13 protein-coding genes and 1 pseudogene are annotated in these 15,689 nt (G+C 40.2%); 6 read left to right on the top strand and 8 right to left on the bottom strand.

Annotation, left to right across the window (positions count from 1 at the left end):
* From nspC to aguB, 3 genes are read left to right on the top strand one after another with little or no spacing between them, the layout of a single operon-like run.
* Positions 1–1,128, top strand: a complete 1,128-nt coding sequence (nspC, locus tag KGF34_RS03040; RefSeq protein ID WP_195410204.1) for a carboxynorspermidine decarboxylase — start codon at positions 1–3, stop codon at positions 1,126–1,128.
* The gene (gene aguA, locus KGF34_RS03035) at positions 1,129–2,268 is read left to right on the top strand and encodes an agmatine deiminase (RefSeq protein ID WP_252559759.1); all 1,140 of its coding nucleotides are present in this window, start codon (positions 1,129–1,131) and stop codon (positions 2,266–2,268) included.
* Positions 2,265–3,143 (top strand): N-carbamoylputrescine amidase, encoded by an 879-nt coding sequence (aguB, locus tag KGF34_RS03030; RefSeq protein WP_252559758.1) that lies wholly within the window; start codon positions 2,265–2,267, stop codon positions 3,141–3,143. The genes aguA and aguB overlap by 4 nt, the downstream gene beginning before the upstream one ends.
* 144 nt (positions 3,144–3,287) lie before the next feature.
* On the opposite strand, the gene KGF34_RS03025 is transcribed toward aguB, so the two are convergent.
* The 4 genes and pseudogenes from KGF34_RS03025 to KGF34_RS03010 all read right to left on the bottom strand — a co-directional run.
* On the bottom strand, positions 3,288–4,361 hold the full coding sequence (locus KGF34_RS03025) for a spermidine/putrescine ABC transporter substrate-binding protein (protein ID WP_252559757.1): 1,074 nt from the start codon (positions 4,359–4,361) through the stop codon (positions 3,288–3,290).
* 21 nt (positions 4,362–4,382) lie between these two features.
* Positions 4,383–5,177: an ABC transporter permease gene (locus KGF34_RS03020; RefSeq protein ID WP_022234277.1), complete on the bottom strand. Its 795-nt coding sequence runs from the start codon at positions 5,175–5,177 to the stop codon at positions 4,383–4,385.
* Positions 5,177–5,968: an ABC transporter permease gene (locus KGF34_RS03015; RefSeq protein WP_252559756.1), complete on the bottom strand. Its 792-nt coding sequence runs from the start codon at positions 5,966–5,968 to the stop codon at positions 5,177–5,179. The genes KGF34_RS03020 and KGF34_RS03015 overlap by 1 nt, the downstream gene beginning before the upstream one ends.
* Positions 5,969–6,342: 374 nt before the next feature.
* Positions 6,343–7,386 (bottom strand): annotated as a pseudogene (locus KGF34_RS03010) (ABC transporter ATP-binding protein); the annotation flags it as partial.
* 558 nt (positions 7,387–7,944) lie between these two features.
* Between KGF34_RS03010 and KGF34_RS03005 the strand changes: the two are divergent.
* Positions 7,945–8,946, top strand: coding sequence for a tyrosine recombinase XerC (locus tag KGF34_RS03005; protein WP_252559755.1), 1,002 nt, complete (start codon positions 7,945–7,947; stop codon positions 8,944–8,946).
* Positions 8,947–9,079: 133 nt separating this feature from the next.
* On the opposite strand, the gene KGF34_RS03000 is transcribed toward KGF34_RS03005, so the two are convergent.
* The 3 genes from KGF34_RS03000 to KGF34_RS02990 are packed head-to-tail and all read right to left on the bottom strand — an operon-like array spanning position 9,080 to position 11,856.
* Positions 9,080–9,778 carry a DUF6873 family GME fold protein gene (locus KGF34_RS03000; RefSeq protein WP_252559754.1) on the bottom strand — a complete coding sequence of 233 codons (699 nt, stop codon included), beginning with the start codon at positions 9,776–9,778 and terminating at the stop codon, positions 9,080–9,082.
* Positions 9,775–11,139 carry a DNA repair protein RadA gene (gene radA, locus KGF34_RS02995; RefSeq protein ID WP_195410209.1) on the bottom strand — a complete coding sequence of 455 codons (1,365 nt, stop codon included), beginning with the start codon at positions 11,137–11,139 and terminating at the stop codon, positions 9,775–9,777. The genes KGF34_RS03000 and radA overlap by 4 nt, the downstream gene beginning before the upstream one ends.
* Before the next feature lie 12 nt (positions 11,140–11,151).
* Positions 11,152–11,856 (bottom strand): N-acetylmuramoyl-L-alanine amidase, encoded by a 705-nt coding sequence (locus KGF34_RS02990; protein ID WP_252559753.1) that lies wholly within the window; start codon positions 11,854–11,856, stop codon positions 11,152–11,154.
* Positions 11,857–12,048: 192 nt separating this feature from the next.
* Between KGF34_RS02990 and KGF34_RS02985 the strand changes: the two genes are divergently transcribed.
* Positions 12,049–12,294 carry a FeoA family protein gene (locus KGF34_RS02985; RefSeq protein WP_249377373.1) on the top strand — a complete coding sequence of 82 codons (246 nt, stop codon included), beginning with the start codon at positions 12,049–12,051 and terminating at the stop codon, positions 12,292–12,294.
* A 27-nt stretch (positions 12,295–12,321) separates the two neighbouring features.
* On the top strand, positions 12,322–14,232 hold the full coding sequence (locus tag KGF34_RS02980; RefSeq protein ID WP_252559752.1) for a ferrous iron transporter B: 1,911 nt from the start codon (positions 12,322–12,324) through the stop codon (positions 14,230–14,232).
* 168 nt (positions 14,233–14,400) lie between these two features.
* On the opposite strand, the gene KGF34_RS02975 is transcribed toward KGF34_RS02980, so the two are convergent.
* Positions 14,401–15,612, bottom strand: coding sequence for an iron-containing alcohol dehydrogenase (locus KGF34_RS02975; protein ID WP_022234268.1), 1,212 nt, complete (start codon positions 15,610–15,612; stop codon positions 14,401–14,403).
* Between the last annotated feature and the right edge of the window lie 77 nt (positions 15,613–15,689).

Genomic DNA, 15,689 nt, shown 5'->3' with positions numbered 1-15,689 from the left:
ATGAAATTTACAGAATTAAAAACACCTTGCTATGTTATAGATGAGCAAAAGCTGATAAAAAACCTTGAAATATTAAAAAGCGTTCAAGACAGAACAGGCTGTAAAATCCTGCTTGCTCAAAAGGCTTTTTCGGCATTTTGCGTGTATCCGCTTATGAGCAAATATCTGTCGGGAACAACCGCAAGCGGGCTTTATGAGGCTAAACTCGGTCACGAATGTTTCGGAAAAGAAACGCACATTTTCGCACCTGCTTTTAAGGAGAATGATTTTGAAGAGATTTTAAAAATCTGCGGTCATATTGTTTTTAACTCATTTTCTCAACTTGAAAAATACAGGGATAAATGGCAAAATGCAGATGTAAGCGTAGGCATACGACTTAACCCCGAATTTTCCACACAAGAGGGGCACGAAATCTATGACCCGTGCGCTTACGGTTCAAGACTTGGGGTTACAAAGGCAAATTTCAGAGAAGATTTGCTTGACGGAGTTGAGGGCTTTCACTTTCACACATTGTGCGAGCAAAATTCAGATGATTTGGTGTCTACTTTTAAGGCAGTTGAAGAAAAGTTCGGCAAGTATTTTTATAACGCAAAATGGCTCAACTTTGGCGGCGGACATCATATTACACGAGATGATTACGATACAAAGGCGCTTGTTGACCTTATAAAGTATGTTCAAAATAAATACGATGTTGAAGTTTATCTTGAACCCGGTGAGGCAGCGGCACTGAATGCAGGCTATCTTATTACAGAGGTTATGGACATTGTTCACAACGGACTTGATATTCTGATTCTTGACGCATCTGCCGCCTGTCATATGCCTGATGTTCTTGAAATGCCGTACAGGCCGCCGCTCAAAAACAGCGGTAAGCCTAATGAAAAAGCGTTTACTTATCGTTTGTCATCTTGTACATGCCTTGCAGGCGATGTAATCGGCGATTACAGCTTTGACAGTGAAGTTAAAATCGGCGACAGACTGATTTTTGAGGATATGGCGATTTACTCAATGGTAAAGAACAATACCTTTAACGGTATGCCGCTGCCGTCAATTGTGCTTATGCATAATGAAGATAACTGCGAGGTTATAAAAGAATTTTCGTACAACGATTTTAAAGAGAGGCTTTCATAAATGAGCTTTGAGTATATAAAAAACAAATTTCCGACTGACGATGGCTTTTTTATGCCTGCTGAATTTTCAAAACATTCCGCCACCGTTATGATTTGGCCCGAAAGACCCGGAAGTTGGTGCTATGAGGCAAAATTTGCCGAAAAGGTTTTTGCGGAAATTATAGGAAAAATTGCGGAGTTTGAAAAGGTATTTGTGCTTGCAAGCGACAAAAAATTTGCTCACGCAAAGGCTTGCCTTGAAGGTGTTAAAAATGCGGAAGTTTTGAATATAAATTCCGATGATGCATGGGCAAGGGATACCGCCCCGACTTTTGTTGTAAACAATAACGGCGAAATTCGTGCCATCGACTGGCAATTCAACGCATGGGGCGGCGAATATGACGGTCTGTATGCAAATTGGGAGAATGACGATAAAATTCCATATGAACTTTGCAAAACGCTTGGCGTTCCGTTGTATGACGCACATCCGTTTGTGCTTGAGGGCGGCTCAATTCATACTGACGGAGAGGGCACGCTCATTACAACAGAAGAATGTCTGTTAAGCAAAGGCAGAAATCCGCAGCTGACAAAAACCGAGATTGAAGAAAAGCTAAATAAATACCTCGGTATAAATAAAACGATCTGGCTGCCAAAGGGTATTTATAATGACGAAACCAACGGGCATATAGATAACATATGCGCATTTGTCGCTCCCGCCGAGGTTGTACTTGCGTGGTGTGATGATGAAAATGACCCGCAATATGCAATATCAAAAGCGTGCCTTGATATTCTTGAAAATTCAACCGACAATAAAGGAAGAAAGATTAAGGTTCATAAACTGCCTGTTCCGAAAATTCCCGTGACAGTTACCGAAAACGATATAAAAGGATATATATTCGAGGACGGAGAGGACACAAGAGAAGTCGGAGAAAGGCTTGCGGCATCGTATGTTAATTTTTATTTTTGCAACGGCGCTGTGATTTTGCCTCAATTCGGCGGTGAAAATGCCGAAAGCGACAGAGTTGCCGCAGAAATTCTTGAAAGAGTTTGCAAAGGCAGAAAAATTATTCCGATTTATGCAAGAGATATTATTGTCGGCGGAGGCAATATTCATTGCATTACACAACAAATTCCGTTTACCGATAAGGGAGGTAAAATATGAGAAAAGTTAAGGTATCGGCGGTTCAGATGAAATGTACAACCGATGTTTGGGAGAATATAGCAAATGCCGAAAAATTTGTGCGACAGGCAAAAAAAGACGGCGCAAATATTGTTTTACTCCCCGAACTGTTTGAAAGACAGTATTTTTGTCAGGAAAGACGATATGACTACTACAATTTTGCTAAGCCTACCCTTGAAAACGATGCTGTAAAACATTTTGCAAAACTTGCGAAAGAACTTGAAATTGTTATTCCTGTCAGCTTTTATGAGCGTGACGAAAACCGCCTTTTTAACAGTGCTGCGGTAATTGATGCGGACGGCGAAATTCTGGGTTTATACCGTAAGACTCACATTCCCGACGACCATTATTATCAGGAAAAATTTTACTTTATTCCTGGTGATACGGGGTTCAAAACTTTTAAAACTAAGTTCGGTACAATCGGTGTAGGCATTTGCTGGGATCAATGGTTCCCCGAAACCGCAAGAGCGCTTGCGTTAAACGGCGCTGAATTGATTTTCTATCCGACTGCTATCGGTTCAGAACCTATACTTGAGTGTGACAGTATGCCGCATTGGAGAAGATGTATGCAGGGACATTCTGCGGCGAATGTAATTCCCGTAATTGCGGCAAACCGCATAGGCAGGGAAGATGTAACCCCTTGTGACGAAAACGGCAATCAGACCTCCTCACTTGTTTTTTACGGCTCATCTTTCATTACAAACGAAACGGGAGAGATTATTAAATCTGCGTCAAGAGATGAAGAAACCGTGCTTACAGCAGAGTTTGACCTTGATGAGGTTTTTCAAAACAGACTCGGCTGGGGAATATTCCGTGACAGACGCCCGGATTGCTATAAGGTAATAACCGAAAAGTGATTAGGAGAAAAATATGTGCTTGATATGCGACAGAATATTAAAAAGTAAAATGCTGATTTAATTTTTGATACATAACAAAATCATACAAACATAAAAACAGAGCAGACTGTAATTTTAAGTCTGCTCTGTTTGCTTTGATTTTGATTATTTATCCGCCTGAATTTTTACGAACTGTTCCTGCATATAGCTGTAAACATCGTCGGGTACATTCGTAAATACATAACATTTGTCGAGATATTCGTCACTCGGGAAGATAAGTTCGTTATTCTTTATATCCTCGTCAAGATACTCGTCATATGCTTTCTGATTAGGTGTTGCGTAGTAGAGATATTCAAAGTTAGCTGCCGCAATTTCAGGTGACTGCATAAAGTTAATGAATTTTTCGGCATTCTCTTTGTTTTTACTGCAAGTAGGAATACACATTGCGTCATAGAAAAGGTTAGAGCCGTTTTCGGGCATTGCATAGTCCAAATCTTCGTTATTTTCCATCATCATAACGATATCGCCTGCGTAGTACGGTGCGATTGCCGACTGACTGTTTTCCATTTCTGTGAAAACCTGATCCATTACATATTTCTTAAGCAAAGGCTTTTGTTCGGAAAGCTTTGTCGCCGCCTTGTCAACATCTTCTTTTGTGCATTCGGCAGGATTAATGCCGCAAAGCTGCATTGCAATTGCCATAGCGTCACGGCTGTTGTTAAACATAAGAATGTCGCCGCTTAACGATTTATCCCAAAGTGATTCCCATGAAGTTGGTTTTGTTGCCACTTTTGTTTTGTCATAAACCATTGATGTAACGCCCCAGGTGTAGCAAACAGTGTATTTACCCTCAGGGTCGCAGGAAAGATTTTTAAAGCGTTCCATAAGGTTATCTTTGTTAGGAATGTTGCTGTAATCAAGTTCCTGCAACATATTTTCGCTTATGAGCTTGCTTATCATATAATCTGACGGAATAATAACATCGTAACTTACATTGCTGTTTTTAAGCATATTGTAAAGTTCTTCGTTGGTTTCGTAAGTGGTGTAGTTTACCTTGATGTTGTACTCTTTTTCAAATTCGTCAATTACATCAAGCGTACCGTCCTCGCCGTTTGCAATGTAGTCGCCCCAGTTATATACATTAACTTCACCATCATAGCTTTTGCCGCAGCCTGCCATTGCACTGCAAGCCGCTGTACCGATGAGTAAAGAAAGAACAACACAGCCAAATTTTTTCATTTTCAATCTCCCTTATTAAGTTTATTTTTTCACCTTTTCCTCGTGTTTGTCACGAATATTTATAAGTATCATAACGATAAGTACCGCTAAAAACAAAAGTGCGGAAAGTGCATTGATTTTCGGTGATATTCTTCTGTGTGTCATTGAGTAGATCTCAATTGATAAGTTTTGAAACTTTGCGCCTCTTGTAAAATATGTGATTATAAAATCGTCAAGAGAGTAAGTAAAGCTCATTAAAAGTCCGGAGAAAATACCCGGCATCAGCTCGTGAATTACCACCTTGTAAAAAGCCTGCCATTGATTACAACCGAGGTCGAGCGCCGCATCATAAATGCTTTGGTCCATCTTGTGTATTCTTGGCATAACATTAAGCACTACAAAAGGAACGCAAAAACATATATGAGCAATAAGCACGGTAACAAAACCCATTTCAAAGTTAAATAAAACACCTAAAAATGTAAATAAAAGCATAAGCGATACGCCCATTACAATGTCAGGACTGATAATCGGAATGTTAGACGCACTTTGTATAAGCAGTCTTTTTTTACCTTTGAAATTGCTTATTCCTATAGCGGCGGCAGTGCCGAGTACGGTTGCGAAAATTGATGCGAGTACGGCAATTATAAGTGAATTGCCGAGAGCGTTTATAATTTTATCATCTCTGAAAAGTTCTTCATACCATTTGAACGAAAAGCCTTTCCATACAGTAGTTTTACCCTCGTTGAACGAAAATATAATGAGTACAAAAATCGGAAGATATAAAAACAACATCACAAGCGTTGTATATATCTTTGAGGCAATATGCTTGTTTTTCATTATGCAATCGCCTCCTCATCTCCAAAGAAATTCATAAGCACAAGGAACACAAGGATAAATACCATCAGTATCAGCGAAATCGCTGAACCCGTACTTTGGTCTGTCCAGAACACCTTGTCTATAATGTCACCGATCATAATATCGTTTGTGCCGCCGAGGTACTGCGCTACAAGGAATGTACTTGCCGACGGAACAAAAACAAGTGTTACACCCGAAATAACACCGGGGATACTAAGCGGAAGCACAACTTTGCTGAACACATGAAATCCGTTTGAACCGAGGTCTTGAGCCGCCTCAATAAGACCGTTGTCTATTTTGCTCATTACGGTGTAAATCGGAAGAATCATAAACGGAAGATACTCATAAACCATACCGAGCACAACCGCACCCGAATTTCCGAGGTATGTACCGTGTATTCCGAAGAATGATAAAATTGTATCGAGCGGACCGTTTGACTGTAAAATCGTAACCCATGCGTATATTCTAAGCAAAAAGTTCATCCACATAGGAATCATCAAAAGCATATTTACAAAATTCTGCGTTGACGGTTTCATTTTTGTAAGCATATAAGCAAGCGGATAAGCAATAAGCAAACAGATTGCGGTTGATATTAATGCAATCCAAAGCGACCTTAAAAATACTTCTTTATAAAAGAAAGCCTTTTCAAAAGCCTCAAACGAAAATCCGCCGTTCTTGCCTGTAAAAGCTGTAATACCGACCATTATCATCGGTATCATTGTAAATACTGCCATCCAAATTATATAGGGAATAGAGGGCTTGCGTGATTTCATCTTTAGCCCTCCTTATCGGATAAAACTTCAAATTTCGCTTTATCAAAATCAAACGAGAGCGGTACATAAGTGGCCACCTGTTCGTCAGTGTCGCTTAGCATAAGCCATTTTCGTGTGTCCGACTCAAGGATAATCTCATTATGTTCGCCCTTATAAATAACAGATTCAATATATAAATCCGTAAGGTCACCGTTGCCGTCACCCGCAAGTGAAAGTGCGTCCGGCGGAAGAATGATTTTTAACTTTGTGCCTTCCTTAAAATAATGATTTGGCACTTCAATGGTTTCGTCTTCAAACTCAAAGCTGAATGTATTTTCGTCTTCGTTTGCGGAAGAAACCGTTACTTCGATTTCATTATTATAGAACGGCAGGAGTTTATTCATAATCTGAATATTAAACGGAATTACCTGCATACCGATCTGACTGCCGATTTCGGCTGATGTGGTAGAGTGAATAAGAATTTCACACTTGCCGCACATTACGCTCATTTCGTAGTGAACACCCTTAAATGTTGATTTTACTACAGTGCCTGCAAGCTGACCTTTTTCGGGAGTTGTAATTTCAATATCCTCGGGACGGATTACAACATCGACAGGTGTGTTTTCGCCAAAGCCCTTGTCAACACATTCAAGTTGTTTGCCGAGAATTTCTACACGGCAGTCGCCGAGCATTGTGCCGTTAAGAATATTTGCCTCGCCGATAAAATCCGCAACAAACGCATTTACGGGTTCGTTGTAAATATCTTCAGGTGAGCCAACCTGCTCAACAACACCGTTGTTCATTACAATAACGGTATCGCTCATTGTAAGAGCCTCTTCCTGATCGTGTGTTACATATATAAAAGTTTTTTGAGAGTTTTGCTGAATTTCTTTTAATTCAATCTGCATACTCTTTCTTAGCTTAAGGTCAAGCGCACCGAGCGGTTCGTCAAGCAAAATAACTTCCGGGTCACACACCAAAGCCCTTGCAATGGCAACACGCTGCTGCTGACCGCCCGAAAGTTTTGTGATAGCTCGCTTTTCATATCCTTTAAGGTCAACAACCGCAAGCATTTTTGAAACACGCTCTTTAATTTCGTTTTTCGGTAGTTTTTTCAGTTTTAAACCGAAAGCGACATTGTCAAACACATTAAGATGTGGGAAAAGCGAATATTTTTGAAAGACCGTATTAACATTTCTTTTGTTTGGCGGTGTGCCGTTGATTCTTTTACCGTCAAAGAGAACATCTCCGCTTTCAGGTTCGACAAAACCGCCGATAATTCTTAGGGTAGTGGTTTTTCCGCAGCCGCTCGGCCCGAGAATAGTAATAAATTCCTTGTCTTTAAAGTCAAGATTTATATGGTTTAATATTACCTCTCCGTCAAATCGGACGAATATATCCCTTAAAGATATAATGGTATTTTTTCCTGACTGCTCCATTCACGCACCCCTGTTCATAAAAAATCTAATATGCTGTATTTATTGCATAACTAAAGGACGGAGAGTGACAATTGGCAAAAGCTTTGACCAAGCGAACACTGTCCGCCCCTACAATTTACTGTAGCAATATTGTAAAGACAAAAGCATACCAGTAAATTATAGTCTTTTTTGCAGTAAAAGTCAATTATTATATTTTTGCAAATACCGCTTTTATTGTGTGTGTTAAAATGATGTGAACCAATAAAAAAGAGAAGCAGAAAATACGGATATAGTTTGTCAAGTGTAAGAAGAAGGCAATTCGCATATATCCGGAACTGACGGTACCGGGAGAAAAAGTACAGATGGTCGCATCTATTTACAACGCAGAAGATATGTAAAATGCAATTGAGAAAACGCTTTGCTTTTTATATGTCATATGATATAATAATGTGTAAGTAAAGTGGGTAGAAGACCTGCAATCTGTAATCAAATTACAGGTTTTCTACCCTTGTATAAAAATATAGCTAATTATACAAAATCAATGTTTTGTATAATTGAGGGGAAAGGTGAAGCATTTAAATGAGTATTTCTTTCATAGATGAAGCGCCGCAGATAATCAAGGATTACTTGTTTTATATGCAGACGGTCAAAGGAAAATCACAGAAAACCGTTGATGAGTACTACATAGATTTGCGTACATTTTTCAGATTTATAAAATTACAGCGTGGACTTGTTCCGAATGATTCTGAATTTGAGAACATTTCGATTTCTGATGTTGACCTTGAACTTGTGAAAACCGTCACATTGAATGACGCATATGAATTTATGAATTATATTCAGCGTGAGCGCAAAAATCAAAATGTTACCCGTGCCCGTAAATGTTCGAGCCTTAAGGGTTATTTTAACTATCTCGCAACAAAAAAATGCGTGCTTGACAGCAATCCTGTTGAACAGCTTGAAGTTCCCAAAAAGAAAAAATCTTTGCCAAAGTATCTTACGCTTGAGCAAAGTCTTGAATTGCTGAATGCAGTCGACGGTGATTATAAGGAGCGTGATTACTGTATTCTCACGCTGTTTTTAAATTGCGGCTTGCGTGTGTCTGAAATGGCGTCTTTGAATTACACGGACATTCATCAGGATGACACTATGCGTGTTGTCGGCAAGGGCAACAAAGAACGAATTATTTACCTTAATTCCGCCTGCGTTTCCGCAATCGAAAATTATATGCGGGTGCGGCCTGTTGACGGCGTTAAGGACAAATATGCGCTGTTTATCAGCCGGAATCACCGCAGAATGAGCGTAAAAACCATACAGGCTATGGTGTACAAATATCTTGAAAAAATCGGTCTGAATGCACAGGGCTACTCCTGTCATAAGCTAAGGCACACTGCGGCAACACTGATGTATCAGTACGGCGGAGTTGACATACGAGTGCTAAAAGATGTGCTCGGTCACGAAAACCTCGGCACAACCGAGATTTACACCCACTTAAGTTCCGAGCAGATGAAAAATGCCGCCGAGAAAAATCCTTTGTCTAAGGTAAAGCAAAAATCCAATAAAAAATCTGATGAAAAGCAATAAAAATTTATTACGAGTTATAATGTTGACCTAAATTTTAAAATTATTTAATCTAAACCATAATTTACCACAACTTTTGATAAAGACGCTAATAAAAAAACAGCCCCGACTTTGATTTTTCCAAAGCCGGGGCTTGTCATATCTTTACTGCGCCGCCTACATCTGTAAGCGGTTTATTTTCTGCTAAATTAATTATTTTTACATTATGAATTATACAAAATCTTTCGATTTTTCGGAAGTTCGGGTGAGTTTTTATATCACCGAAAAACGCTACAGTACCGTCATCAATCATTGTGCACGCACCGCCGATAAATCCGTAATCGTATCCGTCAAGTCTTATGCTTCCGCTGTCGATTTTCAGAACATCAATTCCGTTTTTGGTAAGCGCATTATAGATTGTGCTGTCGGCGGTTATGGCGCTGTTTTTACCGATAACCGCAGTTGAACAGCGTGTGTAACCTTGTTTTACATCGACTATCTCAATGCCGTTTTCCTTGCAGTAATTTTTGACTGAAACATCTATAGCCTCTTCCCTGCCGTATAATTTTCCGCTGATATACAGGCAATTAAGTGCCACGCAATGCGGATATTTACCGTTAATATTATTCTTGCAAAGAATTATATTATAATCTTTGTTTTCAAGAAGTCTTTTTAAATTATTACATTCGTTAAGCAGAAAAATATCGTTGTTGATTTTTAGCATTTGCATATCAATGTGCCGCTGCTCGGGTATATTAAATTGTAAAATTTTATCCGACGGTATAATATCGTACCCAAAATTTTCAATTGCTTTGCAAAGTTTCGGGTACTCGTCGGACATTACAAAGGCGCTCATATGCTGACTGCCTCAAAGGCCTGTCTTATATTTTTAACTCCGATAAGCTCTGCACCGTCACATTTTACGGCTTTCAGATTGTGATACGGAAGAATGATTTTTGTAAATCCAAGCCTTACAGCCTCGTTTACTCTTAATTGAGCTTGAGAAACCGCCCTGATTTCGCCGGCAAGACCGATTTCGCCGAACACTACAACATTCTCGTCAATCGGAACATCTTTCAGACTGCTGATAAGCGCCATTGCGACCGCAAGGTCAATGGCAGGTTCGTCAATTCTAAGACCGCCGACAATGTTTATATAAGCGTCATTGTTTGAAAAATAATATCCCGCTCTTTTTTCAAGCACGGCAAGCAAAAGCGAAAGTCGGTTGTAGTCAAAGCCCGTTGCCATTCTTCGAGCGTTGCCGTAGCCGCTTTGCGTTGCAAGTCCCTGAACTTCCGCAAGAATAGGACGAGAACCCTCAATTGTACAGGTTACGCAAGTACCCGATACGCCTTTCGGTCTGCCCGACAGCAACATTACAGACGGATTGGGCACTTCCACAAGTCCCGTGTCGGTCATTTCAAACACGCCGATTTCGTTTGTAGAACCGTATCTGTTTTTGACTGCTCTTAAAATTCTGCATGACATCTGCTTGTCACCTTCAAAGTGCAGTACGGTATCAACGATGTGCTCAAGCACTTTCGGACCCGCAATGGAACCCTCTTTGTTTACATGACCTACCACAAACATTGGAATATCAAGCGACTTTGCCGTGCGCATAAGGCAGTTTGTCGATTCTCTGACCTGCGTTACACTGCCCGGTGAGGAGCTTAATTCTGTAAGATTCATTGTCTGAATTGAGTCGATCATTACTATATCGGGCTTTTCAGCACGGATTTGTTCGCACACTACTTCTACATCGGTTTCGGTCATTACAAAAAGATTCGGAGAATTTACACCGAGTCGGTTTGCCCTTAACTTAAGCTGTCTTTGCGATTCTTCGCCAGACACATAAAGCACTTTCATTGAGTTGCCGAGATATTGACAGATTTGCAGTAACACGGTTGATTTGCCGATACCCGGATCACCTCCGAGCAAAATAAGACTGCCCTTTACAATGCCGCCGCCAAGCACACGGTTAAGTTCGCCGCAGCCCGTATCGTAGCGGTGCTCGTTTTCTGTGGTGATTTCCGTAATTGAATAAGGAGAAGAAACCGCAGAAGCTACCTTTCTTTTTACGGCAGGCGCAGCTTTCACGCTTTCTTTGATTTCTTCTTCCATTGTGTTCCATTCGCCGCAGGTCGGACATTTTCCGTACCATTTCGGTGATTCGTAGCCGCACTGCGAGCATATATATACACTTTTAATTTTTGCCATATTAAACTTCCTTTAATAAACATTCATCAGTCCGACAGCTATCGCATAAGCCATTTTTTGTTGATAGGTATCGTCCTGCAATTTTGCACATTCGCTTTCGTTAGAGATAAATCCGCATTCACAAATTACGGCGGGCACAGTCGCATTTTTTAAAAGATAAATGCTTTTATCCGCTTTCTTACATTCCCTTTCATTGTCAGGCTGGAGCATAGTTTTTACAGATTGTCTGATACTCTCCGCAAGATCGGCGCTCTGCGGATTGTTAGGTGAATAAAAAACTTGCGTTCCGCTGTATTTGCTCTCGGTAAACTTATTCTGATGAATACTGATTACCACATTTTCGGGATTTGAATTAAATACAGAAAGACGGTTTTTCATATCGGAAACTTTGCGCTGTCGCACATTTTCGCCTTGCGTATATACGGATTTGTCCTCTGTTCTGATTTGCTCTGTTTTATAGCCGAACAGTGTAAGCATATCCGCAAGTTTTACGGATATTTGCAGATTAAGGTCTTTTTCCACCACATTGTTATCATTTACAGCGCCGCCGTCCTCACTGCCGTGACCTGCGTCGATTATTACAGTATGCGTGTTTTCGCTGACATTATTTTCACTCGTCAGTATATTAAGGCGAAAATAAGCCGTTGTAATCAGGAAAACAAAAGCGATTATAAGAATAAAACATATTGTAAAATACAAGATTTTCTTAAATTTCATAAAGCCGAACACCCCGTTTTATTTTTATGTGCGGAGTGCATTGCTTATAACAATTATAACATAGGCAATGTAAATTTTAAAGGCAAAACTAAAATTGTAACTATATAGTTTTGTCTGAATACTCTGTTAGTAATCAAAATGTAAGTACGGCGCACACCTATATGCGATGTACAGAAAATTCAGGTGAAGTTAATGGAAAAAACAACTCTTGACAAAATTCCGCTGAATTGCGAGGTTTATATAGACAGTATTGAGTGCGGCAACGGCATAAAAAACAGAATTTTTGATATGGGCATAACAGAGGGTGAGAAAATCGTGCCGATAATGAAAAGTCCGTTTGGCGACCCGACAGCGTATTTGTCAAAAGGAACGGTAATTGCGCTTAGAGAAAGCGATTGCAGTAAAATTACGGTACGCCTAAATCGGGATTACGCATAAATAATTAAAAAGTTGGGAGGTTTTTATTTGCTGACAAGAAACAGCCGTAAAACAGAGGCAAACGGAAAAATTTGCGACAATACAGACTACAATGTGGTACTTGCCGGCAATCCTAATGTCGGAAAAAGCACGATTTTCAATGCTCTTACAGGTATGAAACAGCACACGGGCAATTGGACGGGCAAAACCGTTGAGTATGCCAAAGGGTGCACAAAAATCAAAGACAAAAGTTTTTCCATCGTCGATTTACCCGGCACATATTCTATGATTTCTTTTTCACCCGAAGAAGAAGTTTCACGGCAGTTTCTTGTCAGAGATGACATTGACTGCACGGTTATTGTAATTGATTCAAGCGTGCTTGAACGGAATCTTTCGTTTACCCTACAGGTTCTTTCGGTAACAAAAAAAGCGGTGCTGTGCCTCAATCTTAGCGACGAATGTTGTAAAAACGGTTTTGTTATTGATGAAGATGAGCTGTCGCTTAATCTCGGCATACCTGTTATAAGCACCAATGCTACAAAGAAAAGCGATATTGAAAAAATACGAGAGAAAATTTACGATGTCTGCACCGAAAAAACAAAATGCTTTCGTGTTACAAGGCTGTATGACGGAATAGATATTTTTAATAAGGAAAAGCACAAAGAAAACACTGAATTTCTTGCCGCTCGGTCAAAGGAAATATGCAGTCGCTGTATAAAAAAATGCGGTGAAAACATAAGCGAAAAAACTAAAAAGCTTGATAAAATACTTACTTCTAAAATTACGGGAATACCTATTATGATACTTTTGCTCGGTTTGCTTTTCTGGATAACTGCGGTCGGCGCAAATTATCCGAGCCGTCTTTTGAGCGAACTGTTTGAATATATAAAAGTCGGTTTGGTATATGTATTCGATTTTTTTAATGCACCCGATTTTATAAAAGGCTTTTTTATAAACGGAATATACACGACACTCAGTTGGGTGGTTGCGGTAATGCTGCCGCCAATGGCGATATTTTTTCCGCTGTTTGCGCTGATAGAGGACTTTGGCTATTTACCGAGGATAGCGTTTAATCTTGACAAATTCTTTTCAAAATGCGGTGCGCACGGCAAGCAAGGCTTGACTATGGCAATGGGAATCGGCTGTAATGCCTGCGGAGTTACGGGCTGTCGCATAATAGAATCACCTAAAGAAAGACTGATTGCGACAGTTACAAATAATTTTATGCCCTGCAACGGAAGATTTCCGATGCTTATTGCGCTGATTACAATATTCTTTTCGGGCAGTGCCTGCGTGTTTGCAAGTTCAATAAGCATAGCGTTAATCCTTGTTTTACTGATACTTTTTGCGGTTATGATGACAATGTTTGTGTCTAAAATATTGTCTGTAACGCTGTTAAGCGGCGAGCGTTCGGCTTTTGCGCTTGAACTTCCGCCGTACCGCAAGCCGAGAATTCTAAAAACTATAGTCAGCTCGTTTTTAGACCGTACCTTGTTTGTACTTGGCAGAGCGGTTATAGTAGCAATTCCGGCAGGAGCGCTGATATGGCTACTTGCAAATATCTATATTGCTGACAGCTCACTGCTTTCGTATTGTACGGATTTTTTTGACCCGTTCGGCAGAGCCATAGGTCTTGACGGTGTAATTATAATGGCTTTTGTACTCGGCTTTCCTGCAAATGAAACTGTCATACCGATTATAATTATGTCGTACCTTTCCACGGGTACGCTGACTGATTTTGCAAGTTATGAGGAACTTTTTGCATTGCTTACGCAAAACGGCTGGACGCTTACAACGGCAATCTGTACAATAGTAATGTGCATCTTCCACTTCCCTTGCTCCACAACCTGCCTTACAATTAAAAAAGAAACTGGTAGTATGGGTTGGACGATGTTTTCGATAGTTATGCCGACAATGATTGGCGTAGCTCTTTGCTATCTGATTTCTCATATTATGTAAATCAACTTAATTTAAAAAATCCAAACAGAAAGCCTGCCCTTACATTATGCAAGGGCAGGCTTTGAGGTTATCAAATGAAAACAATATTATAATTAGAATTCATAGATTAAGTATAAAGAAAAGGAGACTATAATGAAAAAATTTATTGTTTAATTAATCGGAAATTAATCAGAAATCAATTTCGAGGTCATAGTAGCAAGCCTTAAGGAGTTTTTCCATTTCTTCCTGACTTGGCTGACGAGGGTTAGAGCCTGTGCAAGCGTCTGCGATAGCATTCTTAGCTGTTTCGGGGAGCTTATCCATAAACTCTTTTTCGTCGATAATGCTTACATCAGCCTTAACGCCGCCCGGACCGTAGTTCTTAATAGCCTGCGGAATGTCAAGCTGATCGTTCATTGAGCGAAGTTCTGCGATAAGTGCGTCAACGAGTTCTTCTGTTGTTTCGCCCTTAAGGTCGATGAATTTAGCAATCTGTGCATAACGCTCGGCTGCTGTAGCATCTTTTGAATTATATTTAATTACCTTTGGAAGGTACATAGCATTTGCACAGCCGTGAATAATGTGACCGCCCGAGAATGCAGCACCTGTCTTATGAGCCATTGAGTGAACAATACCGAGAAGAGCGTTTGAGAATGCCATACCTGCAAGGCACTGTGCATTGTGCATAGCATCACGAGCGTCCATATCGCCGTCATATGACTTTTTAAGGTCGTTGTGAATCATCTTAATTGCGTGAAGTGCAAGAGCATCTGTATAATCACAGTTAAGAGTAGATACATATGCCTCAATTGCGTGTGTCATAGCATCCATACCTGTATGTGCTGTAAGCTTTTTAGGCATAGTTTCAGCAAGTGACGGGTCAACAATAGCTACATCAGGAGTAATGTTGAAGTCGGCAAGCGGATACTTGATACCCTTGTCGTAGTCGGTAATTACAGAGAAAGCCGTAACCTCTGTAGCTGTACCGGAAGTTGACGGAATAGCACAGAATTTTGCTTTCTGTCTTAATTTAGGGAAGCTGAACGGTGTGATAAGATCCTCAAATGTGATTTCAGGATACTCATAGAATGCCCACATAGCCTTTGCCGCATCAATCGGTGAGCCGCCGCCCATTGCTACAATCCAGTCAGGCTCAAACTCTCTCATAACGGCTGCGCCCTTCATAACTGTGTCAACAGATGGGTCAGGCTCAACACCCTCAAAGAGTTTAACTTCCATTCCTGCTTCTTTTAAATAATCAACAGCCTTGTCAAGGAAACCGTTACGCTTCATTGAGCCGCCGCCTACTACTACAATTGCTTTTTTGCCTTCGAGTGTTTTTAAACTTGAAAGAGCATCTTTTCCGTGATAAAGATCTCTTGGTAATGTGAATCTGTACATTATTATGACCCCCTAATAGGAAATATTAGTCACTTTTTCATTGACTAACGATATTATAACACCTTTTATTTCCAAAG

This window comes from Ruminococcus sp. FMBCY1, from assembly GCF_023921805.1.
Classification (GTDB): Bacteria; Bacillota; Clostridia; order Oscillospirales; family Acutalibacteraceae; genus Ruminococcoides; species Ruminococcoides intestinale_A.
Note: the sequence above shows the minus strand (reverse complement) of the source record. Positions and strands in the feature narration are given on the sequence as shown.

Excerpts from the sequence above, each read along its gene's own strand:
- aguA (WP_252559759.1), top strand. The coding sequence starts at position 1,129 with ATGAGCTTTGAGTATATAAAAAACAAATTTCCGACTGACGATGGCTTT.
- KGF34_RS02975 (WP_022234268.1), bottom strand. The coding sequence starts at position 15,612 with ATGTACAGATTCACATTACCAAGAGATCTTTATCACGGAAAAGATGCT.
- KGF34_RS03000 (WP_252559754.1), bottom strand. The coding sequence starts at position 9,778 with ATGAGCGCCTTTGTAATGTCCGACGAGTACCCGAAACTTTGCAAAGCA.
- KGF34_RS03025 (WP_252559757.1), bottom strand. The coding sequence starts at position 4,361 with ATGAAAAAATTTGGCTGTGTTGTTCTTTCTTTACTCATCGGTACAGCG.
- nspC (WP_195410204.1), top strand. The coding sequence starts at position 1 with ATGAAATTTACAGAATTAAAAACACCTTGCTATGTTATAGATGAGCAA.
- radA (WP_195410209.1), bottom strand. The coding sequence starts at position 11,139 with ATGGCAAAAATTAAAAGTGTATATATATGCTCGCAGTGCGGCTACGAA.
- KGF34_RS03020 (WP_022234277.1), bottom strand. The coding sequence starts at position 5,177 with ATGAAAAACAAGCATATTGCCTCAAAGATATATACAACGCTTGTGATG.
- KGF34_RS02990 (WP_252559753.1), bottom strand. The coding sequence starts at position 11,856 with ATGAAATTTAAGAAAATCTTGTATTTTACAATATGTTTTATTCTTATA.
- KGF34_RS03015 (WP_252559756.1), bottom strand. The coding sequence starts at position 5,968 with ATGAAATCACGCAAGCCCTCTATTCCCTATATAATTTGGATGGCAGTA.
- KGF34_RS03005 (WP_252559755.1), top strand. The coding sequence starts at position 7,945 with ATGAGTATTTCTTTCATAGATGAAGCGCCGCAGATAATCAAGGATTAC.
- aguB (WP_252559758.1), top strand. The coding sequence starts at position 2,265 with ATGAGAAAAGTTAAGGTATCGGCGGTTCAGATGAAATGTACAACCGAT.
- KGF34_RS02985 (WP_249377373.1), top strand. The coding sequence starts at position 12,049 with ATGGAAAAAACAACTCTTGACAAAATTCCGCTGAATTGCGAGGTTTAT.